We start from the raw sequence: 26,966 nt of genomic DNA, 5'->3' as shown, positions 1-26,966 counted from the left end.
AGACACGCTCAGCGCCCCTTCGTCTCCCGATGCCGCTCACCGGCCTTCGACGTGAGCGCGTAGGCGGCGAACAGCACGGCGAGCCAGATCACACCGGCGACCAACGCGATGCGGTAGCTCGGCGAGAAGCACATCAGCACCGCCACCATCGCCAGGAACGCGATAATCAGATACGGCGTCCACCGCCATCCCGGCAGCTTGAACTGGATCTTGCCGAGCGCCTCCTCACCATGCAATCCATGCAGCCGGCCCGGACCGTCGCCGGCGGCCACGTGGCGGCGGAACAGCATCTCGGTGATCATGATCATCGTCCAGTTGATGATCGCGGCGATCGTCGCGATCGACATCAGATAATTGAACGCGAACTGCGGCCATAGGAACACGACGACGACGGCGACGATGGTGACGGCGGCGCTCGTGAGCACGGCCGCCACCGGCACGCCGCGCTTGTTCACGCGACCGAGATATGCCGGCGCGTTGCCTTGGCGTGCGAGCGAATACAGCATGCGCGAGTTCGAGTACAGCGCGGAATTGTAGACGCTCATGACGGCCGTCAGGCACACGAAGTTGAGGATGCCGGCGGCCACCGGCACGCCGACCGAGTCGAAGATCTGCACGAAGGGGCTCATGCTGCCATCAATGCGATTCCACGGCACGACCGCCATGATGACGCCGAGCGCAGCCACATAGAAGACGAGGATGCGCCAGATGATGCCGTTCGTCGCCTTCGGGATCGTCTTGCGCGGATCTTCGACCTCACCCGCCGTGACACCGATGAGCTCGGTGCCGCCGAAGCTGAACATGACGACGACGAGCGCCATCAGCAGACCCGTCCAGTGGCCGTCGGCGGTGTGCGACATCACGCCGTTCGGGAAGAATCCACCGCCGACCGTGAACCAGTTCGCGAACGATGCGCGCACACCGGAGTCGGTCGGCAGATTCATGACGATGACGGCGAGACCGCCGGCGATCATCGCGATGACGGCGATGATTTTGATCAACGCGAACCAGAACTCGAACTCGCCGAATTCGCTGACGCCGAAGAGATTGAGGATCGTGATGAGCACAAGGAAGAACGCAGCCGACGCCCACTGCGGAATGTTCGGGAACCAGTAGTTGACGAAGGAGCCGACGACGGCGAGCTCGACCATCGAGACGAGCACATAGTTGAACCAGTAGTTCCATCCGGAGACGAACCCCGCGCGCTTCGACCAGTAGCGCGACGCGTAGTAGCTGAACGCGCCCGCCTTCGGATCCTCGACGCTCATCTCGCTCAACGCGCGCACGATCATGAAGATCGCGGCGCCGCCGATGATGTAGGCGAGCAGAATGGATGGGCCGGCGAGCGCAATTGATTCGCTCGAGCCGTAGAACAGGCCGGTGCCGATCGCGCCGCCGAGCGCGATGAGCTGGATGTGCCTGTTCTTCAATGATTTGCGCAGCTGTTGCGGCTGCTCACTCACTTCGGATGTGGAGGCCATGATCGTCCTTTGTATCGCGATGCCGGGGACGGGCGTCCACGGCATGGAAGAAGGCCGCGCCACGCGCAATGCGTGGACGGCTGATTCCATTCTACGGACGCGTTGTTACGGTGCGCCGTGCAAGGACACAATCGGCATGGACACGAGGCGCGCGGAGCACACACCACACACATCCAGTCCGAGCCGAAAGACGAGCGCAGCTACGTCAAGGCGCGGTAGCCTACGAGACTCTGCAGACCCGGCCGCCGTGGCTGCCACGGCGGCCGAACGCATATTCAGGACCGTCCCCCGTCAGACCTTCAGTCGAGCCCCGCCTCGACGCCCTTCTTCGTCGCCGGGGCGATCGAGAGCGCCGGGTCGCGCAGCGGAATCATCATCGCCTGCGTCGCATGGTACAGGTCGGACTTGCCCGGCCAGACCGTGTCGATGACCTCGTTCCTGCGGTTGAGCTGATGGAACCACGAGCCGTGCTTGTGGTCCATCAGATAGGTGTCGATGTACTCGAGGAACGTCGCGTACCAGTCGGCGTATTCCTGCTTGCCGGTGACGTGGTAGAGCGTCGCGGCCGTGTTCACGCCTTCGGCGAGCGTCCAGTGCATGCGGTCATGCACGACCGGCTTGCCTTCCCAGTCGGTCGTGTAGACGATGCCCGGCGCGCCGTCGGCGCCCCAGGCGTCCTCGACGGCGCGGTTGAACAGATGCTCGGCCGCGTCGAGATACTTGCGTCCCTCGCCGTCCAGCACGCCGTCCTTGCCGTAGACGGACAGCGCGTACTGCGCGATCAGGCGCGCCCATTCGATGCCGTGGCCCGGCGTCGCGCCGTAGGGCTTGAACTGGTCGTCCGGCTTATCCGCGTTGAACTCGAGCTGCGGCTTCCAGTCGGAGTCGAAGTGCTCCGGGATGCGCCAGTCGTTCTCCTCGGCCCAGACGAGCACGTGGCCGATGATGCGGCCGGCACGCTCACGCCAGCTTTCGTCGCCGGTGACGTCGGCGACGGCGAGGCATGCCTCGACCGAATGCATGTTCGCGTTGAGACCGCGGTAGCTGTCGAGTTCGGTGAACTCGGTGTTCCATGTGTCGACGCTCAGTCCGATCTCGTCGTCCCAGAACTTCGTCAGATAGACGTGCTCGGCCTGCTCGAGCAGTTCCTTCGCGCCGGGACGGCCGACGAGCAGCGCCGACGACGCCGCCAGCAGCACGAAGGCGTGCGCGTAGGCCTGCTTCGTCGGCATATGGCAGATGCCCGGCGTGATCTCGGCGTACCAGCCGTCGTTCTCCTCGTCGTGCAGCACACCGCGCAGGCCGCGGATGCCGTCGTCGACGAGTTCGGCGGCACCGTCGACGCCGAGCAGCGTCGCGAGCGAGTAGACGTGCGTCATGCGGCATGTGATCCAGGTCGCGCGGTTGCGGTCCTTCCACGGCGTGCCGTCGTCGCCGAGCCAGTACGAGCTGCCGTCGACGGCCGGGAAGTGGCGTCCGAACGCGATGAGGTTGTCGCGGGAGATGTCGAGGAACTTCTTGTTCTCCGGCGTCCCGATCTGATACTTCGCATTGGTGGTGGTCATCGTCTTCCTTCCGATTGTCATCCGTTGTCTTCGTTGACGTTGCCTGACCGTGGCGGCCATGCGCGCTTCAGTGATGCGTTCGATACCGAGCGTATCACTGAAGCGCTTAAGTGGCAAGTTTCACCGCACTTCCCGAATGTCGAGCACAATCGCCTGCATCGGCCACAGCGGAGGGATCTGCAGACCGACGTTCCTCAGCAGCGCGCCGCCGACGACGAAGCCGTCCTCGGTGCGCGCGTCGCGCATCCATTCGGGTGTGTTCCATCCCCAACGCGATTCGCCGATCTCCTGACGCATGCGCACGCAGTAGACGCGGTCGTCGCGCACCTCGTGCAGACGCAGCCGCTCGGTGACGACGTCGCGCAGATTCGTGACGGTCGCGACGACCCAGATCGCACGCGTCGCGTCGTCGCTGACGACGCCGCGCGCACGCAGCGCCGGGTCATGGAAGTCGGCGTGGTGCACCGATCCGGAGTGCAGGATGCCGCGCAGTTCCTTGACGAGCGCGACGAATCCGGTGATCTGCTTGAGCTCCTCGGGCGTGCATTCGAGGATGTTCCATTCGAATCCGGAGCAGCCTTCGAGCGACATCGCCGCGCGGTAGGACAGGTCGGTCGCACGCCATGTGGAGTGCGCCGGGCTCGGTCCGATGTGCGCGCCGATCATCTCCGGAGGCACGATGAGTTCGGTGTAGCGCTGGATGTCCACGCGGTCGCGCGGATCGTTCGAATCGGAGGCCCAGATGCGGTCGGCGTGCTGCAGCATGCCCGCGTCGGTGCGGCCGCCGCCCGACGCGCAGCTTTCGATCTCCAGGCCGGGGAACTCATGCTTGAGTTCGTCGAACAGGCGGTAGCAGGCCTCGGTCTGCGCGTGCAGCCCGTAGTGGCCGGCGTGCACCGGCTCGGCCACGTCGCGGTTGTGGTCCCACTTGATGTAGTCGATGCCGAGCTTGCGGATGAGGTCGGCCATCTGGTCGTGCACATGTCGGTAGGCGTCCGGATTGGCCAGATCGAGCACGTACTGCGTGCGGTACGAGACGTCGGCGCGGCACGGCACCGCCTCGGGCGCCGCAAGGATCCAATCGGGGTGCTCGCGCGCGCAGTCGGAGTCGAGGTTGATCATCTCCGGCTCGAACCACAGGCCGAACTGCATCCCGAGGTCGTGCACATGCTTCGCGAGCGCGTCGAGACCGTTCGGCCATACCGCCGGGTCGACGATCCAGTCGCCGAGGCCCTTCGTGTCGTCGCGGCGCAGATGGAACCAGCCGTCGTCGAGCACGAAGCGTTCGACGCCCACCCTCGCGGCGAGGTCGGCGAGCCGGATCAATGTCGCCTCGTCATGGTCGAAGTAGACGGCCTCCCAGGTGTTGAGCGTCACCGGACGGTCGGTGCGCACATGCTGCGGCAGCGCGCGCAGCCAGCGGTGGAAGCGGCTTGCGGCGCCGTCGAGGCCCTGATCGGAGTAGGAGAAGCACACGAGCGGCGTCGTATAGGTCGCGCCGGCGGCGAGGCGCATCTCTCCAGGGCCGAGCAGTTCGCCGGCGCCGAGCAGCGCCTCGTGCTGCGGCAGGCTGTCAATCCGGTAGGTCTGGTTGCCGCTCCAGGCGAGATGGCACGTCCACACCTCGCCGGCGGCGAACTTCGGCTCGCCGTCGGAGGCGATGAACATCCACGGGCTTTCGTGGCTCGTCTTGCCGTGGCGGCAGTTGCGCGTCACCGAACCGACCGGCAGCGCCGTCGTCGCCGGCTGCTTCTCGAGCGGCCAGCGTCCGGTGAACTGCGTCAGATGGTCGGCGCGGCGCGGGATCGGCATCGTCAGGTCGAGCCAGTTGACGGCGAGCGGCTCGGCGTCGTCGCTGATGTTCTTCACGGTGGCCTTCGCGAGCAGCAGGCCGCCTTCGGCCAGTTCGAGACGCATGTCGAGCGCGACGGCGTTGACGGCGTCCTCGGCGTGCACGTCGAGGACGTCGGATGCGCCTTCCTGCGCGCCGTCGTGCGCGCCGACCGCCGTCGTCACCGACGTCCAGCGTACGAACACCGGCGCCTCGCCGCGGTACGCCTCGAGTCCCGGACGTCCCGAGAAGGCCTCGGCGCCCTGCGGCAGCAGCGACGGGCGCAGCGCCGCGTCCGGCTTCTCGTCCGGCGGCGTCACCTTGAGCGTCATCACGTCGAGCATCGCCAGCATGTCCTCGGCGGTCGGCATGCCGAAATCACGTCCCCAGTACTCGACCTGCGGCATCTCGCCGTCCGGCGTCTTGAGCACGACGCACACGTCGTCGCGTCGCAGCACCACATGGTTTCCGTTGTCGAACATCGTTGTCTCCTTCGCGCATCCGCGGCCGTCGCCACCGCGTATTCAGTTCCCCCGTAAGCTCCGCCGTCGGCGCATGACAAGGGGTTGACTTTTTCGTTCAATCAGTATAAATTAAGCGGTTAAGTAACGCAAACAGAACATGGCTGAGGTTCACTTCGACACGCCGACGTGCCGCCCGGGCGCCGCCGCAGAGACGGCCGCCGCGCTTGTCATCGCAGTGCCGCAGCCGCCGGCGACGCCGCCGGAACGTACGACGAGAGGAAGGATGCCATGGCAGCGGACAAGCATTCGCCGGACGACCGTCTCACCGAATCCCAGCGCGCGGCCGTGGATTCGCTCACGCAGGCGCCGCAGTACGCCGGCAGATCGAAGCTGTATGTGTTCGCGAAACTGCCGATGCGCCAGAAGGCCACCTATTTCCGCGAGCATTTCCTGATCCCCTGCATCGCCGCCGTCATCGTCATCGCGCTGTGCACCTTCGTCATCGTCCGTTTCGTCTCGCCGCGCGAGCGCCCGGCGCTGTATGCGGCCGTCGTCGACAGCACGCTGCCGCTCGGCGAATCGACGAAACTGCAAGAGCAGTACACGAAGACGCTCGGGAAGGACGTCGTCATCGACGACTACTTCGATACGAAGAAGGACGGCCTTTCCAAACTGCAGACGATGATCTCGAGCGAGCAGATCGACGTCGTCATCGCGCCGCCGCAGGTCTTCCGCGAACTCGCCGGCTACGGCTACTTCACGAATCTCAAATCGACGCTGCCCGCCGACGAATACGGCGACCTGCACGCCTACGTCGAGGACTTCCACGGATTCGACGACTCCGCGCTCAGCGACGATGTCTACGATTCCGGCACCGGCAAAGGCAAGGCGGAGCCGTACGGCCTCAGACTCGACGACGCGAAACGCTTGCACGACTTCGCGACCGACGACGCCGCGCTCATCGGCGTCGTCGCGAACACGAAACAGACCGACAACGCGCAGCGCTTCATCGAGTACCTGTACCGTTGATTCCGACGGCGGCGCGCCGCACAATCCGTGACACCGCACAATCCGCATTCCAACGAGGCAACGACAACAAGAGGAGACACCGCCATGAGTTCCAGCCTGTTCCGTCAGGACAATCCGTTCAACGTCGTCATGGGACGCATCGGCGACCTCGCGATGCTGTCCGTCGCATGGTTCGTCTGTTCGATCCCGATCGTGACGATCGGTCCGGCCACCTCCGCCGCGTGCGAGGTCGCGCGCGAGATCGTCGAGGACACCGACGAGGGCGTCTTCCGCACGTTCTGGCGCGCGATCAAGCGCCGTTTCGGTGTGAACATGCTGTTCTCGCTGCTGTTCATCGTCCTGTTCGCGATCGGCGCCGTCGACCTGTGGTACATCTCCCGGCAGACCGGCGATTCCGCGTCGGTCTTCTACGGCGTGACGCTCGGCGCGCTCGTCATCGTCGCGATGATGCTGTCCTTCGTGCTGCCGTTGTCCGGTCGCAGCAAGCTGTCCTGGTGGGAGCAGATCCGCCAGTCGGTACGACTGTCGCTGATGAAGCCGCTGCTGGCGCTCGGCAACGTCGCGCTCATCGCGCTGCCCTTCGTGCTGATGTGGTTCGTGCCCGGCGCCGTCGTCTGGGTGCCGATTCTGTGGTGCGTCCTCGGCGCCGGTGTCTCGATGTGGGCGATCATGACCTGGACCTGCAGGGCCTTCCAGCTCAAGCCGCGCGACACGCCCGCCGACCACGACGCCTGATGGACCGCGCTCGGCGGCCGCTCTCTTCCCGATAGGCGAACGCGACCGCCGCATCCTGCACCCAAGACGTTCGCAACTCCCCCCTCCACATGAACGCGATCGCCGCACGTTGCACCCGAAGTGTTCGCTGACAACCCCTCCCGCGATTGTCACCGATGCATTGCGCGCCCGAAGCATTCGCTGACGGCTCCCTTCGCGACCGTCACCGGTGCGCATCGCGGCCATTCCGTTCGCGTATGGACCCTGTACAGACGGCAGCGGCCCCGCCTGTGCGATCAGGCGGGGCCGCTGCCGTCTTTCTTCTCCCATGCGGCGTCTGCGCGCCGCACATCTCAGCGTTCCGGAGCCGGACCCGTCGAGTCACGCACACGCAGCTCGTACGGCGGCTCCTCGACGACGTCCACGTCGTCGCCGTCGATGAGCTTGAGCATCAGCGACGCGGCGATGCGCCCGGCTTCGACGATGTCGCGGTTGAGCGCCGTGATGCCGGGGTGCGCCGCCTCGCACATGAACGAATCGTCCCAGCTCATGATCGACAGATCTTCCGGCACCTTGACGCCGAGCGTCGCCGCGACGCCTTCCGCGGCGAGCGCCATCACGTCGTTGTCGTAGATGATCGCCGTCGGCGCCGGGTTGACGCTGAGCAGCCGCTTCGTCGCGTCGGCGCCGGCCGTCGGCGTGTAGTCGGTGTGCAGGCAGCGGTAGCGTACGCCGAGTTCGGCCGTCACTTCGGAGAACGCGGCGTCGCGGATGTACGAGTGTCCGAGTTCCTCGGGGCCGGCGACGCGCGCGATGTTGCGGTGTCCCAGATCGTACAGGTGGCGCACGGCGAGGCCGACGGCGGCGGCGTCGTCGCTCGCGAGCGTCGGCAGACCGGCGGTGAGCGACGCGTCGGCGACGGCGAGCACCGGCATCTGCGGGTTCTGCTTCATCAGTTCGATGCGCGGGTCGCCGATCTCCAGATTGAGCAGCAGCATCGCGTCGACGTTGCTCGTCGCGACCCAGTCCTCGATGATTGAGTCCTCGTCGTCGCTGTCCATCGACATCCGCACGAGCAGCGAGTAGTCCTTCTCCTCGAGTTCGGCGCCGAGGCCGGAAATCAGGCTCATCATGTACGGTTCGACGGCGAGCAGCTGCGGGTCGTAGCTGAGGATCAGGCCGATGCGCCTCGTCTTCGCCTGCGCGAGCGACTGCGCGGCGCCGTTCGGCTTCCAGCCGAGCTCCCTGGCGACCTGCAGCACCTTCGCGCGCGTCGTGTCGGAGACGCCCGGCTTTCCGTTCAGGGCGTAGGACACGGCGCTGCTCGACACCCCCGATGCCTTCGCCACGTCGAAGATCGTGACCTTCGTCTTCTGTGCCGCCATGTCGTGTTCTCCCGTCCCGTCACGCCGCATGCGCGCCGCTGTGCCGCTGCGCTCCGTGGTTGCCGTCCGTTGGCGCGGACGGCGTGCGTTGTGTCGTTGGTACCCCGCGATCTGTGCGGCGCCCCGTGATGGGGCCGTCGGCGCTGAATCGCTTCAGAACCATTGTATAGGGAAACGTCGGCCGGCGCATTCCTCCGGTCGATTTTTCCCTTGTGTTTCTGCCTATTATGCCTCTGCCGTCGTCCGAACCGTCCGAAGGGCTCCGACAACGGTTAAGCGACCATCAGTTGCCATGGCACTGATGGTCGCTTAATCCGCTCACTTCGCTTCGCGCTTGAGGTCGTTCGCGCTGCGCAGCACGTTCGCGGCCGCGAAGGCCTGCGGATCGTCCGCGCCCGTCGTGATGTGGAACGTGACCGACTCGCCCGGCAGCAGCGAGACGAGGCCTTCGTCGACGGTGGCCTTCGGATCGACCTTGTCGACCATGACGAACAGGTCGCGCACGTAGTCCTTCGCCGTCACCGTCAGCTCGACACCGCCGTCGACCTGCTTCGCGTCCGCGCTGAAGGCCTCGCCCGGCGCGGCGAGCGACTGGTCGACGACTTCCGCCGGATTGTAGACGACGCGCGCGAAGGAGTCGTCGGACGGCGTCGCGACGATGAGTTCGGCGTTCGGGTCGTCGTAGTCGACGATGGCGTCGTCGAGCGTGTATCCCTTGTGCGACGTCGCGTCGAGGTCGACGTCGATCGTCTGCGTCGCGAGCACGTCGCCGCCGAGCGTCACGCGCTGCACCGTCCATGTGTCCTTGACCGGTTCGCGGGTGTCGTTGAGGACGATGAGTTCGAAGTGGTCGGTGCCGACCTTGACGCCTTCCCAGCTGTGCGTCTCGCGGTACTCCTCCGACGTGCGCGGCTGGATCGTCGCCAGGCGCGGCGCGAAGAAGTCGCGCGACGCGTACCACACCGGCTTGCGGTGGCCGTTGAAGTCGACGGCCGCCCACGAGACGACCGGCCAGTCGTCGTTGAGCTGCCAGATGAGCGCGCCCGCGTTGACCGGCGCGAGCGAACGCATATGCTCGACGCCGAACTTCATCGCATGCGCCTGCTGCAGCTGGCACGCCCAGTGCCAGTCCTGGATGTCGTCCCAGTTATCGGTCGGGATGAGCCAGCTGTGCGCGCCGTCGCTCGGCTTGCCGTTGACGACGCCGCCGAAGCTCACGTCGTCGAGATGGCCGGGCGTCAGATGCGAGCGCATGCCGCGGGCGAGCTTGTAGTTGCCGCCCATCGCCTTCTGGTGCACGAGCATCTGCTTGCCGAAGGGCTCTAGCTTCTCGTCGTGCACGGCGCCGACGAGCGTGCTCCATGCCGGCGGCGCCTGATAGCCGAACTCGTCGGCGAAGCGCGGCGTGTATTCGGCGTAGATGCGGTAGTCCTTGCGGTTCCACGCGTCCCAGATGTGCATCGTGCCGTCGGTGTCCCAGTTCGCGTTCGTGAACTTCGTGAAGCTCATCGGCGAGCTCGGCAGGTACACATGCGTCGGGTCGAGCTCGGCGAGCAGCTGCGGGAAGAGCTCCGAGTAGTAGTAGTCGCCCCAGCCCTTCTCGCCGTAGCCGTATTCGTTCGCCGGCAGGTCGTCGTCGCGCACGGCCTGCTTGTAGCCGCCCCATTCGGCGTAGGCCACGTAGTTCTCGTTCGAGCCGTTCCAGACGATGAGGCTCGGATGGCTCGACAGGCGGATGATCGCCTCGCGCGCCTCGGCCTCGACCTCCTCCTTCGTCTCGGCGTCCTCCGGGTAGGCGGCGCAGGCGAGCATGAAGTCCTGCCAGACCATGACGCCGTATTCGTCGCACAGATCGTAGAATTCGTCGGCCTCGTAGATGCCGCCGCCCCAGACGCGGACCATGTTCGAGTTCGATTCGACGAGGTCGCGGATGCCGCGCTCGTAGTCCTTCTTCGTCACGCGCGCGATGAACGCGTCGTCGGGGATCCAGTTGTAGCCGTGCGCGTGCACCGGCACGTCGTTGACGTAGATCTGGAACGGGCGGCCGAGGTCGTCGGCGCGCGTGTCCACATATGTCGTGCGGAAGCCGATGCGGCCCTTCCATTCGGCCTGCAGGTCGGCACCGGCCTTGACGTCGACGGCGTAGAGCGGCTGGTCGCCGTAGCCGAGCGGCCACCACAGCTTCGCGTCCGGCACGGCGATCGTGATCGTCGTCTCGTCGCGACCCTGATCGACCGATCCATCGGCCTCGAGCATCGTGCCATAGCCTTCGAGTGTCACATGGACCGGCACCGGCGTCTGGAACCTGTGTGCGTCCATCGGGTTCATGATGCGGCCGTGGCCTTCGCGCTCGACCTTGACGTGCACGTTGAGGATGCCGGTGCCGTCGGAGGCGACGTCGACGAGCGGGCGGACCTCGGCGAGGCGCACGCCGCTCCACGAGTCGATGCCGATCTCGCGCCAGATGCCGGCGTTGGCCACGTCGATGCCCCAGTCCCAGCCGAAGGAGTAGCTCGGCTTGCGGATCTGGTTGAAGGCGTGGTGCTCGGTGTGCGGATAGTAGCCGCGGCGCTGCTCCTCGGCGTCGGAGTAGCGCACCGGGGACATGAAGGTGACGGTCAGCACGTTCTCGCCGTCCTGCAGCAGCTCACGGATGTCCCAGCGGTAGGAGCGGTGGCAGTTCTCGGTCTGCGCGACCGGGTCGCCGTTGAGCTCGATCGTCGCGACGGTGTCGAGGCCGTAGGCGACGAGGTCGTGGCGCGTGTTGCCGTCGTCATGCCATTCGAAGGTGCAGGTGAAGCGCCAGTCGACGTCGCCGGTCCACGGCAGCTTGTTCTCGTTGTCGCCGTCGAAGGGGTCGGGGATGAGACCGGCGTTGAGCAGGTCGAGCGTCGCCTCGCCGGGGACGGCCGCCGGGATGCCGGCGGTCAGCGTCTCGCGCAGGTCGGCGGGCACGACCTCCGGGTTCATCGCGGTGACGGTCCAGCCGCTCGACAGCGGTGCGAAGGTGGATGGGGTGTTGGTCATGATATGTGCTCCTGGTGGTTGGCGCCGGCTTGTGCCGCGCACGGAAGGGAACTGAGGATGTCGGGGGCGACCGGAATCAGCCGCTGAAGAAGAGGAAGAAGAGAAGGGAGCCGCGCCGCACGCAACTCGCTCGGCACGGCTCCATGATGGTGAGGAAAGGGGGAAGGGTAAGTCTTAGATCACTCCTTGACTGCGCCGGCTGCGACGCCGTTGTAGATCTGCTTCTGGAAGATCAGGAACAGGATCAGGGCGGGCAGCAGCGTCACGATGACGCCTGCGCAGATCAGGTTGTACTTCGAGCCCTGCGGGCCGGTGAAGGCGTACAGCGAGATGGCCACGGTGCCGAGCTTCTGCTTGTCCTGCAGGTAGAGGTTGGCTGCGTAGTACTCGTTGTAGATGCCGACGCCCTTGAGGATGAGGGCCGTGACGATGGCCGGCTTGAGCAGCGGCAGCAGGATGCGGCCGTAGATTGTGAAGTAGCTCGCGCCGTCGATCATCGCCGCCTCGTCAAGCGAGATCGGCAGGTTCTCGAAGTATTGGATGAAGATGTAGATCGAGATGACATCGGTGCCCATCGACATGATGATGTAGCCCCACAGGGAGTTGATCATGCCGAGGCTGCCCATGATCTTGTAGACCGCGACTTGCATCGCGATGCCCGGCAGCAGCGCCGCGATCGTGAAGGCGCCGCGGATGAACGCGTTGCCCGGGAACTGGAAGCGGCTCAGGACGTAGGCGAGCTGGGTGCCGATGATCGTCGTCATGAAGCAGACGCACACGAGGACGATGAAGGAGTTGCGGAAGGCGACGGCCATGTTCGACAGCTTGAACGCGTCCGCGTAGTTCTGGAAGTTGAACCAGTTGTGGGGCATCGCCATGACGTTGCCGGTCTTGTATTCCGCATCGGTCTTCGCGGCCGTCCACACGCAGGAGGCGAGCGGCAGCAGGACGCAGAACGTGATGAAGACGAGGCTGAAGTACTTGAGGAAGGAGAGTATCCAACGGCGCACGTGATACCAGACGCTCACCTTTTCGACGGAGGCTTCCATGGCCTTTCCTTTCTGCGAGTTCGTTTGCATGTCCGGGGTGATCGTTTCGCTTGACATCGTGCTCACGCCTCGGCTTCCTTCTTGGCTCCGTTCCTGAAGAGCGGGGCGTTGCCGGCCTTGACCTTGTTGGCCTGGTGCAGCGCCTTCTTGCGCTGCTTCTCGACCTTCTGCGCATGCTTGCGGGCCTTGGCGGTGCCGTCGTCGGCGTCACGGAACAGCCAGCCCATGACGATCTTCTGCAGCAGCGCGCAGATCATGATGATGATGAGCAGCACCACGGCCATCGCGGAGGCGAGGCCGACCTTCTGGTCGGAGTGCGCGATCTTGTCCATCTGCACAAAGAAGGTGCCGGTGCCGTTGGCGCCCGAGGTGATGACGTACGGCGCCTCGAATGCGGAAAGCGAGCCGGTGATCGAGAGGATGATGTTGAGCACGAGGATCGTCTGGATGCCCGGCAGGATGATGTGCTTGAACTGCTGCCACTTGTTGGCGCCATCGATCTCCGCGGCCTCGTAAAGCGAGCCGTCGATCGACATGATCGCGCCGATGAAGAGAATCATCGTCTGGCCCAGGTACCTCCACACTGAGGAGGCCACGAGCGACCAGTTGTTCACCTTCTGGTCACGCAGCCAGTACGGCAGGTTGTCGAGGCTGAACCCGCACCACTGGAGCACCGAGTCGAGCACGTAGCCGCGGGTGTAGAAGAACTTGAAGATGAAGCCGATGGCGATGCCGTTGATCAGGTAGGGGAAGAACATGGCGCCCTTGAAGAAGCTGCCGCCCTTGACCTTGAAGGCGAGCACGGTGGCCAGGTAGAGGGCGAGGGCGACCTGGATCAGCGCGCCGACCATTAGTACAGCGAAAGCTTGAGCGTGGCGAGCAGGTCCGGGCGGGTGAAGATGTCGGTGTAGTTCTTCAGGCCGATGAACTTGGGGGTGCCGATGTACTTCATCTTGTAGAAGCTGTATCCGCACATCTGGAAGAACGGCAGATAGGTGAACACAACGAGCAATGCAATGGGGAGCGCGCAGAAGAGGACGATGATGCCGATCTTCTTCCAGTCGCGGGGCTGCTTGTTGAACGGAACCGCCTCGGCGGTGCCACAGCCGGTTGTGAGGTAGTCATGATGGTCTCTGTTCCTTCCTTATCCAACCACGAATGCTGTAGGTTCGCGGCCCCGTTGGGGATTCAGCCATGAATCCCGCCCGGGTATCCACCTCAGGCTTCTCTGCCTGCCTGTGATAAGCGATGCCACATAATATATCGCTGTGATTTCAGTTTGTCAAGCGCTTAAGTTACGCCGTGTCACGCTCGAAAAGCACGTCATTCCAACAATTCTTGCACTTCCTCGATCCAACCCAACACGCTGTAGTCAACTTAATTGCGGCGACTTGGTGCGCGGCGTTCTGTACACGCACTTCACACACATTCCCCTCACCGCCTCAAGAATACTTGAAAAATGGCTGATTTCTCTCGTTTTTCGCGCGCTCAAGCCCTTCTCAATCGTATGTCACAATACTTAAGCGCATAATATATAGCCGCCTCATCCCGTCGCTCCACAGCCTGGCGCCCGCTCGCACGCATGCCAGAACGGTGGCGGCCCCTCATGATGAGGGGCCGCCACCGTTCTGGAGGGAAGGGAAAAGAGGAGTTGGTCTATATGCGCGCCGGCCTACGGCCGCGCGGGGTGAGTCAGCTCTCGGACTCGACAGCCGCACCCCACTTCTCGTCCCATTCGCCCATGATTTGGTCGATGGTCTTGGTCTTGTTGGCGGCGTCGGTCACGATGTCCTGAATCTTCTTGCCGTTGCCGTTGTTGATGCCGAGCTCGGAATCGGAGTTGATGTCGGCGAAGAGGTCCTCTTCGCCTTCCTTCGCCGGGTCGTCGACGATCAGCTCAACGTCCTTGAAGTGCTCGTAGGTCTCCGGCAGGCTGTCGTCGCTCTTGACAATCGGGATGCCGCCTTCGTTCTGCGCATAACCCGACTTCTCGGTCATCCACTTGACGAAGATCATCGCGGCTTCCTGACGGTCCTTGTCGGAGTTCTTGTTGATGCCCATCGAGTAGTTGCCGGCGAGCGTGGCGTACTGCTTGCCGTCAACGGTGATCGGGAACGGCATGTACTGCACGTCGTCCGGGTGGTCACCGGCCTGCTTCATCTGCGGCACAGCCCAGGCGCCGAGCACCATCGTCGCGATCTCGCCGTTGTTGATGCGGCCCTTCGACGACTCCCAATCGGTCGTGGAGTAATCCTCTTCGGTGTAGCCATTCGCAACCGCGTCGTACAGCGTCTTGTAGACGGCGTACGGGTGGGTGTCCGAGCCTTGTCGTCCTTCTTGAACGGGGTCTTGTCGTGCGGCATGACTGGTTCATGAACTTCGGGTCGCCGGTCGCGTTGCCGCCGATGTAGGCGTCCCAGGCGCCATGGCCCAAGCCTCAGCGAAGTTGGTGTACAGCGGGATCGCCTTGGTGTTCTCCTTGATCTTCTTGAGCGCGGCCTGGAACTCCTCGGGGGTCTTCGGCAGCTCGGTGACGCCCGCGTCCTTGAACACCTTGGCGTTGTAGACGACGCCGGAGGTCTGGCCATCAGTGGCGATGCCGTAAGTCTGGCCGTCATAGGCCTTCTCGTTGGCGAGCTTGATCTCCTTGTCCATGTCTTCGGTGGCGCCATAGGAGACGAAGTAGTTTGAGAACTCGGAACGGTCGACCGCCGGAATCATCATGACATCCCACGAATCATTGTTCGCCTGCAGGCGGGTGAGCGCGGAATCGGCGTAGTTCGAATCGGTCTGCACCTTGACCTTGATGCCCGGGTACATCTCGTTGAAGTCCTTCATGTAGGACTCCCAGTTCTTGCCCGGGTACGAGGCCAGACCCATGTCGGTGCGGCCGTTGAAGAACGTGATCTCGGCCTTGAGGTCCTTGCCGGTCTCGCCGAGCTTGATCTCCGGGTAGGTGACGCCGGACTTGTTGTTGGAGTCCGCGGAGCCATTGCCTCCGCATGCCGCCACGCTGATCAGACACGCCGCCGCAATGCCTGCCGCCGCAATCTTCTTGACGTTCATTCTGTTTTCCTTCCTTATCTTCCGGGCTTCGTCGCCGAATCCCCGCTCAACTGTGAGCTGTGATCACCTCTGGGCTTCTCTGCCTGAGGCGAACGATGGAATCAATATATCCGACTTCTTACAGCTTGTCAAGCGCTTAAGTAGTTCCGTCATACCTACGCGTGCTCAGCACAGCTCAAATGCCATGCAATCGTTATCATTAATACAACCATTTTCCCAATGTTTTCAACAATTATCGCCTGCAAACACCGCATCGACTGCCTTCCCTTGCCGTCAACTCCATTTTCACGTTGTAGTCAAAAAAGCATTAAGCGCTTCACGAATTCGGCGAGTCTCAATGTGCCGCCGATGTACAGCGCACCTGCTCACTTCATATATAGGACCACGAAGATGAGCGTATAGGAACCGAGCGTGTTGTCTATCCTGTCGGCACCATGTTGTGACAGCAAGCGCACCGGCCTGTCTGCATTGGGGGCGCCCATTGATATGCGCGCTTTTCCTTGGCGAGGCATATCTGTCTGAAATATCGGTACCCTTCCGTTTTTTCAGACAGTTATGAGGCGTATCTGTCTCAAAAATCGGTGCCGTTCCGTTTTTTCGGACAGGTACAGACGGTTGTCATCCTCAGCGGCCTCGGATATGACTTTCGTCAGGGGTGCTCAGAGGCTCGTCGCCCACCGCCACAACGTGTTGCCGACAGGATGAACAACACGTTTTAGCTCCTCTATGCTCGAAGATGCCCCAGACACAACAACGGCTGCTTCCGGCGAAAAAGCCGGAAGCAGCCGTTGTAGGGAGCTGCGGATGCCATCAGCGCGCGCTATGGTCGGCGATGAAGCGGCGGTACCAGTCGAAGCTGTCTTTCTTGATGCGCTCCTGCGACTCGTAGTCCACGTAGGTCAGGCCGAAGCGCTTGCTATAGCCGAAGGCCCACTCGAAGTTGTCCATCAGTGACCACGCGAAGTATCCGCGCACATCGGTGCCCTCCTCGATCGCGCGGTACACCGCTTCAAGGTGTCGGCGCAGGTAGTCGATGCGGTCGTTGTCGTGCACCATCTTCACACCGTCGGTGCCCACTTCCACCTTGTCGGGGCACGCCATGCCGTTTTCGGTCACCACAAGCGGCATGCCCGGATAGTTGTCGTTGAGCCGCACAAGCGTCTCGTACAGCGCATCCGGGTCGATGTTCCACCCCATCTCGGTGTGCGGACCGGCTGTCGGCAGCCAGTCGACATCGCTCGCACCGGGCGCCGTGGACGCTTCCGTGCTCTGCGGGAACTGCGGGCGGTCGCTCATCTTCACCAGATTCGTGGAGTAATAGTTGAGGCCGAGCACGTCGATCGGCTGGCGGATGAGGTCGAGGTCGCCGTCGCACACGAACCCCCAGTCGCAGATGCCCTTCGTGATCGAGAACAGCTCGTCAGGGTAGCGCCCGCGCAGCATCGGATCAAGGAACACGCGGTTGCCGATGAGGTCCACGCGGTGCACCGCGTCGGCGTCTCCGCGGCAAATCTGCAGGTTGAGCGTCACGGACAGCCCCGGCTTCGCCCCGGCTTCGGCGCGCACGGCTTCGCACATGAGGCCATGGGCGAGGTTGAGGTGGTGCGCCGCGCGGAACGCAAGCGGCCCCGCGCCGAGGCCCGGCGCATGCTCGGTGCCGCCATAGCTCAGATGGGCCGAGCACCAGGGTTCGTTGAGCGTCGTGTACGTGTGCACGCGGTCCCCCAGGCACTTGGCCACGATGCCGGCGTAATCGGCGATCCTGTACGCCGTCTCGCGCTCGAGCCAGCCGCCCTCACGGCCGTCTCCAGACGCCATGTACTGCGGCAGGTCCCAGTGGTAGAGCGTCACGATAGGCGCGATGCCGTATTCGAGCAGGCGGTCGACGATCCTGCTGTAGAAATCAAGGCCTTCCTGGTTCGGCTTGCCATCCGGCGTGGGGATGACGCGCGGGATGCCGATCGAGAAGCGGTAGGCGTTCACCCCCAGGTCGCGCAGCAGCTTGAGGTCGTCTTCCCAACGGTGGTAGAAATCATCGGCCACATCGCCGGTGTCGCCGTTGAGCGTGTGGCCTGTGTGCGAGAACGTGTCCCAGATCGACGGCGTACGGCCGCCTTCGGCAACCGCGCCTTCGATCTGATACGCCGCGGTGGCCGTGCCGAACATGAATCCCTTGGGGAAGATCATCGTCATCGGTGATTCCTTTCTAGTTGGCGCCGCATGCTGTTATGCCCGTGCAGCTGGGGTGAGTGTGCGATAGCCCGGCAACCATTGCCTGCGCTTGCCTTGTTGAATAGATTATCAACAAACCATAACTATTCCAAATACTGTAGCGCTTCAGCATGTCGCGCCGGACGGCTTCGCTATCATCGATACCGGTGGACACACATAGGGTTATCGCCGATAATCGACAGTGCCCGGCGCACGTAAAACCCGCGCACACAGCCACACACAAAGGAGTGCCAGCAGTTCATCTCCGCCTCAGACGAGTCATTGCGCACCGAAGGCCGCATCACCGCCACCGCGGACGGCGGCCAGCTGTGGGTCTACCCGTACACGCAGGTGCGCTTCCGCTTCACCGGCCGCACGCTCGCCGTACGCCTGCGCAACCATTGGAATTACGGCGACATCCGCCTCGGCGCGATCATTGACAACACGCAGTACAGCGTGCGCATCCCCAGCCCCGCCGAGCCGGGCATGCCCGCGGGCTGCGCCGAAGACGCGGAGACCGATATGCTCACGCTCACGATCGCCGACCACCTGCCCCCGGTCGAGCATGAGGCGGTCGTGTTCAAACGTCAGGACGGCGGCATGCATTATCTTGAGTTCGCCGGCGTGCTCGTCGACGACGACACGCGCGTCGCCGGGCCCGCACAGCCACCGAGCGAGCGCCGCATCGAGATCTACGGCGATTCGGTGAGCTGCGGCGAACGCAACGAGGCGGTGCTGTACACGGGCAAGGCCGACCCGGACGTGGATCTGTCGAGCTACAGCAACTCGTGGTATTCGTACGGCGCGATCGCCGCCCGCAAGCTCGGCGCGGACCTGCGCATCATCGCGCAGGGCGGCGTGCCGCTGCTCGACGGCATCGGCTGGTTCAATGCGCCCAACTACATCGGTATGGAGAGCATCTGGAACCGCGCGGCGTACAATCCCGCGCTCGGCGAGCCGGTCATGTGGGATTTCCGCGAGTATGAGCCGCACGTCGTCGTCATCGCGCTCGGGCAGAACGATTCACACCCCAGCGATTTCATGGCGCGCGACTACACCGGCGAGACCGCGGCGCATTGGCGCGCGCGGTACGCCGACTTCATCCGCGCGCTGCGTGCGCAATACCCCGACGCGCACATCGTGTGCACGACGACGGTGCTTGAGCATGACGCGAACTGGGACCGCGCGATCGACGCAGTGGTGGCGGAGTGCAACGACCCGCAGGTCACACATTTCGCGTATTCGCGCGCGGGCACCGGCACGCCCGGCCACCCGCGCATCGCCGAGGACGAGGAGATGGCGCGTGAGCTGTGCGCGTATCTCGAGTCGTTCGGCGAAGAACTGTGGGAGCAGTGAGCGCGCCGGGAGCGAGCGGGGTCACGGGCGGCGGCCCGCTCGCCGGGGCGGCGGACCGCACGCACAATGGCTTGCTGCACGTGGCCGCTGTGTTCAGTGACCATATGGTGCTGCAGCGCGAGACGCCAATCGCCGTGTTCGGCACGGCGCCGGCCGGCGAGCGCGTCGTGATCGACCTGACGGACGCGCAGGGTGTGACCGTCGCGCAGACGATGGCCACGGCCCAGACAGGCGGTGAGCATGAGACCGAGGCTCCGTGGCTCGCGATCCTGCCATCCCTGCCGGCAAGCGGACCGTATACCATGCGTGTTTCACATGAAACAGACCGTTTGGATTTCACCGATGTGATGATCGGCGAAGTCTGGCTCGCCGGCGGGCAAAGCAACATGGAGCTCGAACTGCACACGAGCGAACATGGCGCCGAGGCGATCACCGCGGCATCCGATCCACTGCTGCGCTTCTATAACACGCCCAAGGCCGGCCGCATCGACGAGGCCGCGGAGTCCGCTTCCGGCTGGAAGCCGGCGGTGGCGCCGCAAGTCGCCGGCATGTCGGCGGTCGCCTACCATTTCGGCGCCCGCCTGCGCGCGCAGTTCGGCGCGGATGTGGCCGTTGGTATCATCGACTGCTACATCGGCGGCACGTCGATCACCAGCTGGATGAGCCGCGCCACGCTCGTCGGCTCCGACGCTGGCCGCCCCTACGTGGAGCGGTACGAAGCGGCGATCGCAGGCAAAACCGAGGAACAGATGCGCGCGGAGGCCGACCACTGGCAGACGGTGTTCGACCAGTGGAACAACGACGTCGCGGCGATGAAAGAGGCCCACCCCGGCATCACCCAGCCGCAGATCGACGCGGAGATCGGCCCCTGCCCGTGGCCGCCGCCGGTCACGCCGTTCTCCGAACGCCGCGTGAGCGCGCCGTATGAGGCGATGGTGCGGCGTGTGGCGCCGTACACGCTGCGCGGATTCCTCTGGTACCAGGGCGAGGAGGACGAGGCGCAGTGCGAGTCGTACCGCGAGCTGCTCGGCCTGCTCATCGAGGAATGGCGCACCTTGTGGAATCTCGCCGGGTATGAGGAACCGGAGGTCGGATACCAGGCCGATGCGGACGCACGCGCACTGCCGTTCATCGTGGTGCAGCTGCCGCAGTGGATCGACGGGCAGGTGGCCGCACGCGGCGAAGACCCGCGGCACTGGCCCGTCATCCGCGCGGCGCAGCTCGATGCGAGCGAGACGCTCGACGACGTGCTGCTCGTGTGCACGATGGACTGCGGCGAGTTCGACAACATCCACCCGCTCGACAAGGCGACCGTCGGCACGCGCATCGCGGACATGGCGTTGCGTGGGGTGTACGGGCGCGCGGACATTGAGGCGGAAAGCCCGCGCGTGACGAGCGTGGCGCCGGCGGAAGGCGGCGCGCTCGACGTGACCTTCACCACGCGCGCGGACTGCATTGGCGCGGCACGACGCCTGACACGATGCGCACGGCGGCCCATGAGAGCGGCGCGCGCGGCCGGTGAATCGGGGTTCGAAATCGCCGGCGCGGATGGTGCATATGTGGACGCGGGCGCGCGGATCCTGCCCGGCGACGGCGAACGCGTGACCGTGCGCGTCGAGGCATCGCAGATCGACTCCCCCACTGCCGCGCGGTATGCGTGGAAGAGCTGGGGCCCGGCGCCGCTGTTCAATGGCGCCAACCTGCCGGCGCTGCCGTATGCGGGGTAGTGCTCGGCGCGGTGGCCGTGGTGGTCACGCCACGCCAACCCCTCTTCGTTATGGGTAGTGGCTCTTGCTGCTACGGGTAGTGCAAAACGGGTCATATCATATTGTTTTCCGATAAATACGCACTACCCGTAGCGGAAGAAACACTACCCATAGCGGAAAACGAAAGGGCGCGCCAAGACGGCTATCTCACTTTGCGCGCCCACCGTTTATCCACCCGCAGCAGCCACACACCGAACGGGATTGTCAGCACACCACCCACGACGAAGATCACACGCACGTCCACCACATCGGCGAGCGGACCGAACACGAGCATGCCGAGCGGTGTGCCGAATCCGGAGAACGTGGTGAGCAGCCCGAAGACGCGTCCCTGCATGTCGGATTCGGTCTCCTGCTGCAGCAGCGTGTATGTGGGCGATGTGCCGATCGCCGTGCTTACGCCGATGAGGAAATCGACGAAAAGATAGAGGAGCAGCGTCGGTGCCAGTCCGAGTGCGACCGTGCCTATGCCCATGCCGAAGAACGCGGCGGCGAGCAGCGCCATGTTGTCATGGAATAGTTTCGCGCCGACCGTCGCCAGCAGCGCGCCGCCGACCACCATGCCCACGCTCCATGCCATCTCGTTCGCGGCGAGCTTGTCGGCGGCGGTTTCGAGCACGGTGAATCTTAGGTCGAGGGTTTGCCCCTGGAAACCGCGGTTCATGAGCAGCAGGGTGAGGTTCATCGGCGCGATGTTGACGAAGCACACGAGCGCGTACGAGATGAGCACGCTGCGGATCCGCGGGTAGCGCCACGCGTAGCGCAGCCCCGCGCGCATCTCGGTGAGGACCGATGGTGCTTCATTCGACCGCGTGCGCGCCGCGCTCTGCACACGGATCAGCGCGACGAACGCAATGCCGATGACGGCGGTCGTCACGTCGACGTACAGGATCGCCCACAGCGGCATGATGTTGATGAGCACGGCCGCGATCGCGGGCGCGGCGATCATGTTGACCGACTGGATCGTGCCGTTGATCGAGTTGACACGCAGCAGTTTCTCCTCGGGCGTGATGTCGGGGATGAGCGACTGCACGGCGGGCGTCTGCACGCCCCCGCCGGCCGAGCGGATCAAGAGGATGACGAAGAACAGAGCAAGCGCCTCGCCGCCGTTGGCGATGGACAGCGCCAACGCGACGGTCGCCAGGGCGATGAGCGCGTCGGGCAGCATGATGAGCGCCTTGCGGTTCCAACGGTCGGCCCACACGCCGCCGAACAGGGAGACAATCGCCTGCGGCAGGGCGGCGCACAGTGTCGTCACGGTCATGACGGCGCCGGAATCGGTGCGCATGGCGAGATGCCAGACAATCGCGTATTGCACGACGCTCGACCCGATGAGCGAAAGCGTCTGCCCGGCAAGCAACAACGCGACCCGGGTGCGCCATGATTGCAGATGTGTTGTGGTCATGATGGTTCATTTCCTCGATGAAGCGGCGGTCTGCGCGCATGCGAGGCAAGGCCCGTGATCACGGGCGTTTCCTGAACATCGATTGGTGGCATGCTGCGGCAGACGCCAGCCGACCGGCTGCGCCGCATATGATTCATTTGGTTGGATGCATCCGGATCACCGGATCACGGAAGGCAGAGGATGCGCATCAATGCGCGCAGGGGACGCCCGCGCAACCTTCGCCATCATGGCTCTTCCACACATAAAGCACCAATGTAGCAGTGCCTTGCGGAATCCGTCAAACAAGTGGAGCTGTTATACTTTTTTATACTTGTTATATTTGTTATAACTTTTGTGCCGCAACGCTGCGGATCTCGATATAGATAAGCGACTTCACATTCCAGTGCTCAATCAGGCCGTGGGTACTTGGGCATGCGGAAGTACATGTGTGAATCAGCCACGAACCCTTCGAATCCAAGCGACTCATAGAACGATGTGAGAGCATCGTTCAGCGGGTCCACGACCAGCGCGCGCACGCCGACCGACAACGCGAGCCGGAGCGTCCGGTCCACCGCATCGCGCACAAGCGCCTTGGCCAATCCCTGATGCTGGAACTGCCGTGCAACCGCAAGCTGCCCAAGGAGCACAGTAGGGATCAGTATGGGCGCATTGCGCCGCATCCATGGCGCATGCGTCTCACTGCGTACGACCGTTGTGGAGCTCAACGTATACACCCCCGCAAGTTCGCCATTCTGCGCACAGTGGGACAGATACAGCGCAGCACTCCCATTCCTATTGGACACATTGGCATGGCACCTCAGCCAATCGTCGATCTGCGGCGCCCCACAATCGAATACGCCGAAATCCACGGTTTGGCGAGCACGCTCAGGGCGGGTGAACGGCATCGGCATCACGCCCATTCCGGTTGGTAGGCAAGGAACTGTTTCTGTGCGTCGGTCAGCGGCTCATCCAGATGCTCAACAAACTCTTCGAAAGCCTCATCCGACAGTTGGATGATGTTGTTGGCATGCAGATCGCGCTTGGCATCGGCGAGAAGGTTGTTGATGCACCATGTGGTGAGGCGCGATCCAGTCGCGGCGCTCGCCCGTTCGATGAGCTGTTTTTCCTGTTCGGTAAGCCGCATGTCAATGCGAGCTGTTCGTGTAATCGTTGCCATGCCACTATTGTACGGTAATTTACCGTACAATCAAAATCGTACGGATGGCGCGTCCCCTCAATGCAAAGGTGGGGTGCACAACGGTTGTTGTGCACCCCACCTTGAAACCTAGGTTAGACTATCCGGCCTGCTGGGGCCGGGCTGCGATCACTCGGCGTCCTGAACCTGGGCGCGTGCGATCTTGCCGGTGAAGGAGTTGGCCTCGTCGGCGTCCTTCGCGGCCTCGTTGTTCCAGGAGAACATCGCGCGGAGCTTCGGGCCAACCTCCTCGATGCGGACGTTCGAGTACTCCTCCTGGAGCTGCTTGAACTTCGGGGCGCCAGCGGCCTGGTCGTCCATGAACTCCTGGGCGAAGGAGCCGTCCTGGATGCGCTTGAGGTGGTACTGCATGCGCTCACGAACGTGCTCGTCGATCACGGTGTTGACGTAGTCGCCGTACTGGGCGGTGTCGGAGCAGGACCAACGATCCTTGTTCAGGCCGCCTTCGTTCATCAGGTCGACGATCATCTTGAGCTCGTGGCAGACCTCGAAGTAGGCGATCTCCGGCTGGTAGCCGGCGTCGGTGAGGACCTCGAAGCCCATCTCGACGAGCTTGTTGACGCCGCCGAGGAGCACGTTCTGCTCACCGAAGAGATCGGTCTCGGTCTCTTCCTTGAAGGTCGTCTTGATGGCGCCGGCGCGCAGCGCGCCGAGGGCCTTGGCGTAGGCGAGGGCGAGATCCCAGCCGTCGCCGCGCGGATCCTGCTCGACGGCGGTCACGACCGGGACGCCACGGCCGGCGGCGTACTCACGACGCACGATGTGGCCTGGCCCCTTCGGGGCGACCATGAAGACCGGATGGTCCTCGGACGGCTTGATGTAGCCATAGTGGATGTTGAAGCCGTGCGCGAAGGCCAGAGCGGCGCCCGGCTTGATGTTCGGCTCGATGTCGTTGTCCCAGATGCCCTTCTGATACTGATCAGGAGCCAGGATCATGATGACGTCGGCTTCTGCAGCAGCTTCCGGAACGCTCTTGACCTCAAGGCCCTGATCCTTCGCAAACTGGACCGACTTCGAGTTCGGGCGCAGGCCGACGACGACGTCCACACCGGAATCACGCAGGTTGAGCGCGTGAGCGTGGCCCTGCGAGCCGTAACCGATGATCGCGACCTTCTTGCCGTCGAGAACCGAGAGATCGCCGTCGTCTTCGTACCAGATCTGTGCTGCCATATTGGCATACTCCTTCATTGTTTGCATCACCGAACATTGTGCCGTTCGCGATGCCTGTGTTTGTTCTTGCACCTGCCCCATGCACCGCACGCCCCATGGTATGGGACGACCGATCCGTGTATGCAGGCTTCCCGCCGTGTCGGAGATTTTGTCTCCAAAACTGAGTCCTCATCTTACCGAAATCCGCAAGCGCCTCGACGCCGAGTCCATCTTTTGGATACCATCGACGCCCCGTTTTGGGATATGCGTGATTTCTTTTGGAAAACAGCGCATCATCACCAGCTTCCGTCTTGCATCGGCATGATGTTTTGTCCACATTGTGGACTTCTTGCTATGCTGTGCGCGACCCGCGCCGCCGCCGTGCAGCCTCCTTACCTGACGCGTCGATCATGCATGAACCATCCGCGGGTCACCGCATGTAATCCACATCCTTGGTCTCATGGCAGGTCAGTATCGCCACAAGGCAACCCAGCGCCATGACGCCCAGATACAGACCAACCGAGCCCACGCCCCAATGCGACGAAAGCCATGTAGCCACCGACGGCACGAATGCCGCACCGACGATCGCCGCGAGATTGTAGCCGATGCCGGATCCGGTGTAGCGCACGTTGACGCTGAACAGTTCGGGCAGCAATGCGCCAATCGGTCCGAACGCGACACCCATCAGCGCGAAGCCGAGGCACAGGAACAGCATCGCCGCGGCCGTGTTGTGCACACCGACGACGGCACGGTTCATCAGCAACGGGAACACCGCCGCGAACACGAGCAGTGCGACCGACGACCCGATGATCACGTGACGACGACCGAGCCGATCCGCAAACACGCACGAGAGGACGATGAACACGGCGAACACGCATACTGAGATCATCAGCATCGTCATATATTCCTTCGTCGAGAAGCCAAGGCCGCCGCCTCCCTGCGCATCCGTCTTCGTAGCCCACGCGAGCGACCATGTGGCGAGCGTATAGAACAGCGTATAGGTGACGGCGACGAGGAACGTCGCCTGCAGCACCTGCCTCCAGCTCGTACGGAACACCTCGACCGCCGGGGCCTTGACAACGCGCTGGCTCCGCTGTGCGGCGCGGAATGCCGGCGTCTCCTCCATATGGACGCGCACGAGCAGCCCCACGACCACCAACAGCGACGACAGCAGGAACGGCACGCGCCATCCCCACGCGAGCATCGCCGCGTCATCGTTGAACATCTCAAGCACCACGTAGGTGCCGTTGCACAGGAAGAAGCCGATCGGCGCGCCGAGTTCGGGGAACGAACCATAGAGTGCGCGCTTGTCGGCAGGCGCGTTCTCGGTGGCCACGAGCGCGGCGCCGGACCATTCACCGCCGAGGCCGATGCCCTGCACAAAACGGCACACGCACAGCATGATCACGGCCCACACACCCCACACGTCATATCCGGGCAGGCAGCCGATGAGGAACGTGGCCACGCCCATCGTCATCAGCGAGACGACGAGCGTCGCCTTGCGCCCGATCGAGTCGCCGAAATGCCCGAAGATCAACGAACCGACCGGGCGTGCGAGGAACGCGACGGCGAAGGTGACCAGCGAGAGCAGCAGCGCGACGGTCGGGTTCGTCCGGTCGGAGAAGAACACGCGCGGAAAGTAGTTCGCGGCGGCCGTGCCATACGCGTAGAAATCGTAGAATTCAATCGTCGTACCCACCATGGATGCGGCGATGATCGTGCCGACCGACGAGCGCGCTGTGCGCGACGCCGGTCGGGCGAGAGTGACTGCGGCGGATTCCGCCTCTGTTTCGGCTGCGGTCATGAAAACCTCCTGATAGTTTGCCTGCGTTCATGGCTTGGGGTACGAACGCAAAAACCCCGCACATATGGCGGGGTCCGAGGTAGTTCACGACCCGTCCCCGCCACCATCGGCGGGGCTGGATTCCAGATATACGAATCAGCTCGCCGATGGCGAGATAATAATTCGTACAATCTGCAGTCGTGCGACCATGGCCTCATCCATCGCGAGCCTCCTTTCCGTGTATCCGTCATCGTCTTGTACGGCGCATCTGCGAAGCAGCGCCGCGTTGACATTGAAGGTACCCCGGGAACGCAGACACTCCGGACATATGTCCACATTGTGAGACAATACGTTGCGCATATCGACGCCGGACACCGCAGTCAATGTCATTGCACCACAATGCGATCAGCACAGACGTTTCGCCAGCGCGCAGGCACAGCGTCGTAGATACAACAAAGCGACGCATAGCCGTCTCATCATGACGGATGAGGAC

Annotated in this window: 18 protein-coding genes and 1 pseudogene; 4 read left to right on the top strand and 15 right to left on the bottom strand. The window is 63.6% G+C overall.

Annotation, left to right across the window (positions count from 1 at the left end; genetic code table 11):
- Nucleotides 1–8: 8 nt before the first annotated feature.
- The 3 genes from BCHO_RS02045 to BCHO_RS02035 form a co-directional block, all read right to left on the bottom strand.
- A complete protein-coding gene (locus BCHO_RS02045) occupies nucleotides 9–1,481 on the bottom strand; it encodes an amino acid permease (protein ID WP_024541457.1) in 1,473 nt (490 codons plus the stop codon).
- Nucleotides 1,482–1,780: 299 nt separating this feature from the next.
- Nucleotides 1,781–3,046: an AGE family epimerase/isomerase gene (locus tag BCHO_RS02040; protein ID WP_024541458.1), complete on the bottom strand. Its 1,266-nt coding sequence runs from the start codon at nucleotides 3,044–3,046 to the stop codon at nucleotides 1,781–1,783.
- Nucleotides 3,047–3,166: 120 nt separating this feature from the next.
- Entirely contained in the window at nucleotides 3,167–5,359 is a 2,193-nt protein-coding gene (locus BCHO_RS02035; protein WP_024541459.1) for an alpha-galactosidase, read from the bottom strand.
- A 270-nt stretch (nucleotides 5,360–5,629) separates the two neighbouring features.
- On the opposite strand from BCHO_RS02035, the gene BCHO_RS02030 reads away from it, so the two are divergent.
- Nucleotides 5,630–6,370 carry a hypothetical protein gene (locus BCHO_RS02030; protein WP_024541460.1) on the top strand — a complete coding sequence of 247 codons (741 nt, stop codon included), beginning with the start codon at nucleotides 5,630–5,632 and terminating at the stop codon, nucleotides 6,368–6,370.
- Between the two features lie 84 nt (nucleotides 6,371–6,454).
- Nucleotides 6,455–7,105: a YesL family protein gene (locus BCHO_RS02025; protein WP_024541461.1), complete on the top strand. Its 651-nt coding sequence runs from the start codon at nucleotides 6,455–6,457 to the stop codon at nucleotides 7,103–7,105.
- A gap of 332 nt (nucleotides 7,106–7,437) precedes the next feature.
- Here BCHO_RS02025 and BCHO_RS02020 read toward each other — a convergent pair whose 3' ends face one another.
- The 7 genes and pseudogenes from BCHO_RS02020 to BCHO_RS01995 form a co-directional block, all read right to left on the bottom strand.
- Nucleotides 7,438–8,469, bottom strand: coding sequence for a LacI family DNA-binding transcriptional regulator (locus BCHO_RS02020; protein WP_024541462.1), 1,032 nt, complete (start codon nucleotides 8,467–8,469; stop codon nucleotides 7,438–7,440).
- A gap of 318 nt (nucleotides 8,470–8,787) precedes the next feature.
- Nucleotides 8,788–11,496, bottom strand: coding sequence for a glycoside hydrolase family 2 protein (locus BCHO_RS02015; protein ID WP_024541463.1), 2,709 nt, complete (start codon nucleotides 11,494–11,496; stop codon nucleotides 8,788–8,790).
- Nucleotides 11,497–11,675: 179 nt separating this feature from the next.
- Nucleotides 11,676–12,545, bottom strand: a complete 870-nt coding sequence (locus tag BCHO_RS02010) for a carbohydrate ABC transporter permease (protein ID WP_029675681.1) — start codon at nucleotides 12,543–12,545, stop codon at nucleotides 11,676–11,678.
- Nucleotides 12,546–12,607: 62 nt separating this feature from the next.
- Entirely contained in the window at nucleotides 12,608–13,396 is a 789-nt protein-coding gene (locus BCHO_RS02005) for a carbohydrate ABC transporter permease (protein ID WP_237743018.1), read from the bottom strand.
- Nucleotides 13,396–13,548, bottom strand: a complete 153-nt coding sequence (locus BCHO_RS09500; RefSeq protein ID WP_237743017.1) for a hypothetical protein — start codon at nucleotides 13,546–13,548, stop codon at nucleotides 13,396–13,398. Before BCHO_RS09500 ends, BCHO_RS02005 begins: the two co-directional genes overlap by 1 nt.
- Nucleotides 13,549–14,237: 689 nt before the next feature.
- Nucleotides 14,238–15,425 (bottom strand): annotated as a pseudogene (locus tag BCHO_RS02000) (ABC transporter substrate-binding protein).
- 996 nt (nucleotides 15,426–16,421) lie between these two features.
- Entirely contained in the window at nucleotides 16,422–17,804 is a 1,383-nt protein-coding gene (locus BCHO_RS01995) for a GH1 family beta-glucosidase (RefSeq protein WP_024541465.1), read from the bottom strand.
- A gap of 300 nt (nucleotides 17,805–18,104) precedes the next feature.
- On the opposite strand from BCHO_RS01995, the gene BCHO_RS01990 reads away from it, so the two are divergent.
- Together BCHO_RS01990 and BCHO_RS01985 are read left to right on the top strand one after the other, a co-directional pair.
- The gene (locus tag BCHO_RS01990; protein ID WP_024541466.1) at nucleotides 18,105–19,178 is read left to right on the top strand and encodes a GDSL-type esterase/lipase family protein; all 1,074 of its coding nucleotides are present in this window, start codon (nucleotides 18,105–18,107) and stop codon (nucleotides 19,176–19,178) included.
- A gap of 80 nt (nucleotides 19,179–19,258) precedes the next feature.
- Nucleotides 19,259–20,905, top strand: coding sequence for a sialate O-acetylesterase (locus BCHO_RS01985; RefSeq protein ID WP_237743016.1), 1,647 nt, complete (start codon nucleotides 19,259–19,261; stop codon nucleotides 20,903–20,905).
- A gap of 181 nt (nucleotides 20,906–21,086) precedes the next feature.
- Here BCHO_RS01985 and BCHO_RS01980 read toward each other — a convergent pair whose 3' ends face one another.
- From BCHO_RS01980 to BCHO_RS01960, 5 genes are all read right to left on the bottom strand, one after another.
- On the bottom strand, nucleotides 21,087–22,346 hold the full coding sequence (locus BCHO_RS01980; RefSeq protein ID WP_051354934.1) for an MFS transporter: 1,260 nt from the start codon (nucleotides 22,344–22,346) through the stop codon (nucleotides 21,087–21,089).
- Nucleotides 22,347–22,732: 386 nt separating this feature from the next.
- A complete protein-coding gene (locus BCHO_RS01975; RefSeq protein ID WP_237743015.1) occupies nucleotides 22,733–23,236 on the bottom strand; it encodes a GNAT family N-acetyltransferase in 504 nt (167 codons plus the stop codon).
- A complete protein-coding gene (locus tag BCHO_RS01970; RefSeq protein WP_029675684.1) occupies nucleotides 23,236–23,502 on the bottom strand; it encodes a type II toxin-antitoxin system TacA family antitoxin in 267 nt (88 codons plus the stop codon). The genes BCHO_RS01975 and BCHO_RS01970 overlap by 1 nt, the downstream gene beginning before the upstream one ends.
- A 147-nt stretch (nucleotides 23,503–23,649) precedes the next feature.
- Nucleotides 23,650–24,711: a ketol-acid reductoisomerase gene (gene ilvC, locus BCHO_RS01965; RefSeq protein WP_024541469.1), complete on the bottom strand. Its 1,062-nt coding sequence runs from the start codon at nucleotides 24,709–24,711 to the stop codon at nucleotides 23,650–23,652.
- A 409-nt stretch (nucleotides 24,712–25,120) separates the two neighbouring features.
- The gene (locus tag BCHO_RS01960; RefSeq protein WP_024541470.1) at nucleotides 25,121–26,494 is read right to left on the bottom strand and encodes an MFS transporter; all 1,374 of its coding nucleotides are present in this window, start codon (nucleotides 26,492–26,494) and stop codon (nucleotides 25,121–25,123) included.
- Nucleotides 26,495–26,966 lie beyond the last annotated feature (472 nt).

This window comes from Bifidobacterium choerinum, assembly GCF_000741135.1.
Taxonomy (GTDB): domain Bacteria; phylum Actinomycetota; class Actinomycetes; order Actinomycetales; family Bifidobacteriaceae; genus Bifidobacterium; species Bifidobacterium choerinum.
This window is presented reverse-complemented; position numbering and strand designations above follow the sequence as displayed.

Excerpts from the sequence above, each read along its gene's own strand:
- BCHO_RS02045 (WP_024541457.1), bottom strand. The coding sequence starts at position 1,481 with ATGGCCTCCACATCCGAAGTGAGTGAGCAGCCGCAACAGCTGCGCAAA.
- BCHO_RS02040 (WP_024541458.1), bottom strand. The coding sequence starts at position 3,046 with ATGACCACCACCAATGCGAAGTATCAGATCGGGACGCCGGAGAACAAG.
- BCHO_RS02035 (WP_024541459.1), bottom strand. The coding sequence starts at position 5,359 with ATGTTCGACAACGGAAACCATGTGGTGCTGCGACGCGACGACGTGTGC.
- BCHO_RS02030 (WP_024541460.1), top strand. The coding sequence starts at position 5,630 with ATGGCAGCGGACAAGCATTCGCCGGACGACCGTCTCACCGAATCCCAG.
- BCHO_RS02025 (WP_024541461.1), top strand. The coding sequence starts at position 6,455 with ATGAGTTCCAGCCTGTTCCGTCAGGACAATCCGTTCAACGTCGTCATG.
- BCHO_RS02020 (WP_024541462.1), bottom strand. The coding sequence starts at position 8,469 with ATGGCGGCACAGAAGACGAAGGTCACGATCTTCGACGTGGCGAAGGCA.
- BCHO_RS02015 (WP_024541463.1), bottom strand. The coding sequence starts at position 11,496 with ATGACCAACACCCCATCCACCTTCGCACCGCTGTCGAGCGGCTGGACC.
- BCHO_RS02010 (WP_029675681.1), bottom strand. The coding sequence starts at position 12,545 with ATGGAAGCCTCCGTCGAAAAGGTGAGCGTCTGGTATCACGTGCGCCGT.
- BCHO_RS02005 (WP_237743018.1), bottom strand. The coding sequence starts at position 13,396 with ATGGTCGGCGCGCTGATCCAGGTCGCCCTCGCCCTCTACCTGGCCACC.
- BCHO_RS01995 (WP_024541465.1), bottom strand. The coding sequence starts at position 17,804 with ATGACGATGATCTTCCCCAAGGGATTCATGTTCGGCACGGCCACCGCG.
- BCHO_RS01980 (WP_051354934.1), bottom strand. The coding sequence starts at position 22,346 with ATGACCACAACACATCTGCAATCATGGCGCACCCGGGTCGCGTTGTTG.
- BCHO_RS01975 (WP_237743015.1), bottom strand. The coding sequence starts at position 23,236 with ATGCCGATGCCGTTCACCCGCCCTGAGCGTGCTCGCCAAACCGTGGAT.
- BCHO_RS01970 (WP_029675684.1), bottom strand. The coding sequence starts at position 23,502 with ATGGCAACGATTACACGAACAGCTCGCATTGACATGCGGCTTACCGAA.
- ilvC (WP_024541469.1), bottom strand. The coding sequence starts at position 24,711 with ATGGCAGCACAGATCTGGTACGAAGACGACGGCGATCTCTCGGTTCTC.
- BCHO_RS01960 (WP_024541470.1), bottom strand. The coding sequence starts at position 26,494 with ATGACCGCAGCCGAAACAGAGGCGGAATCCGCCGCAGTCACTCTCGCC.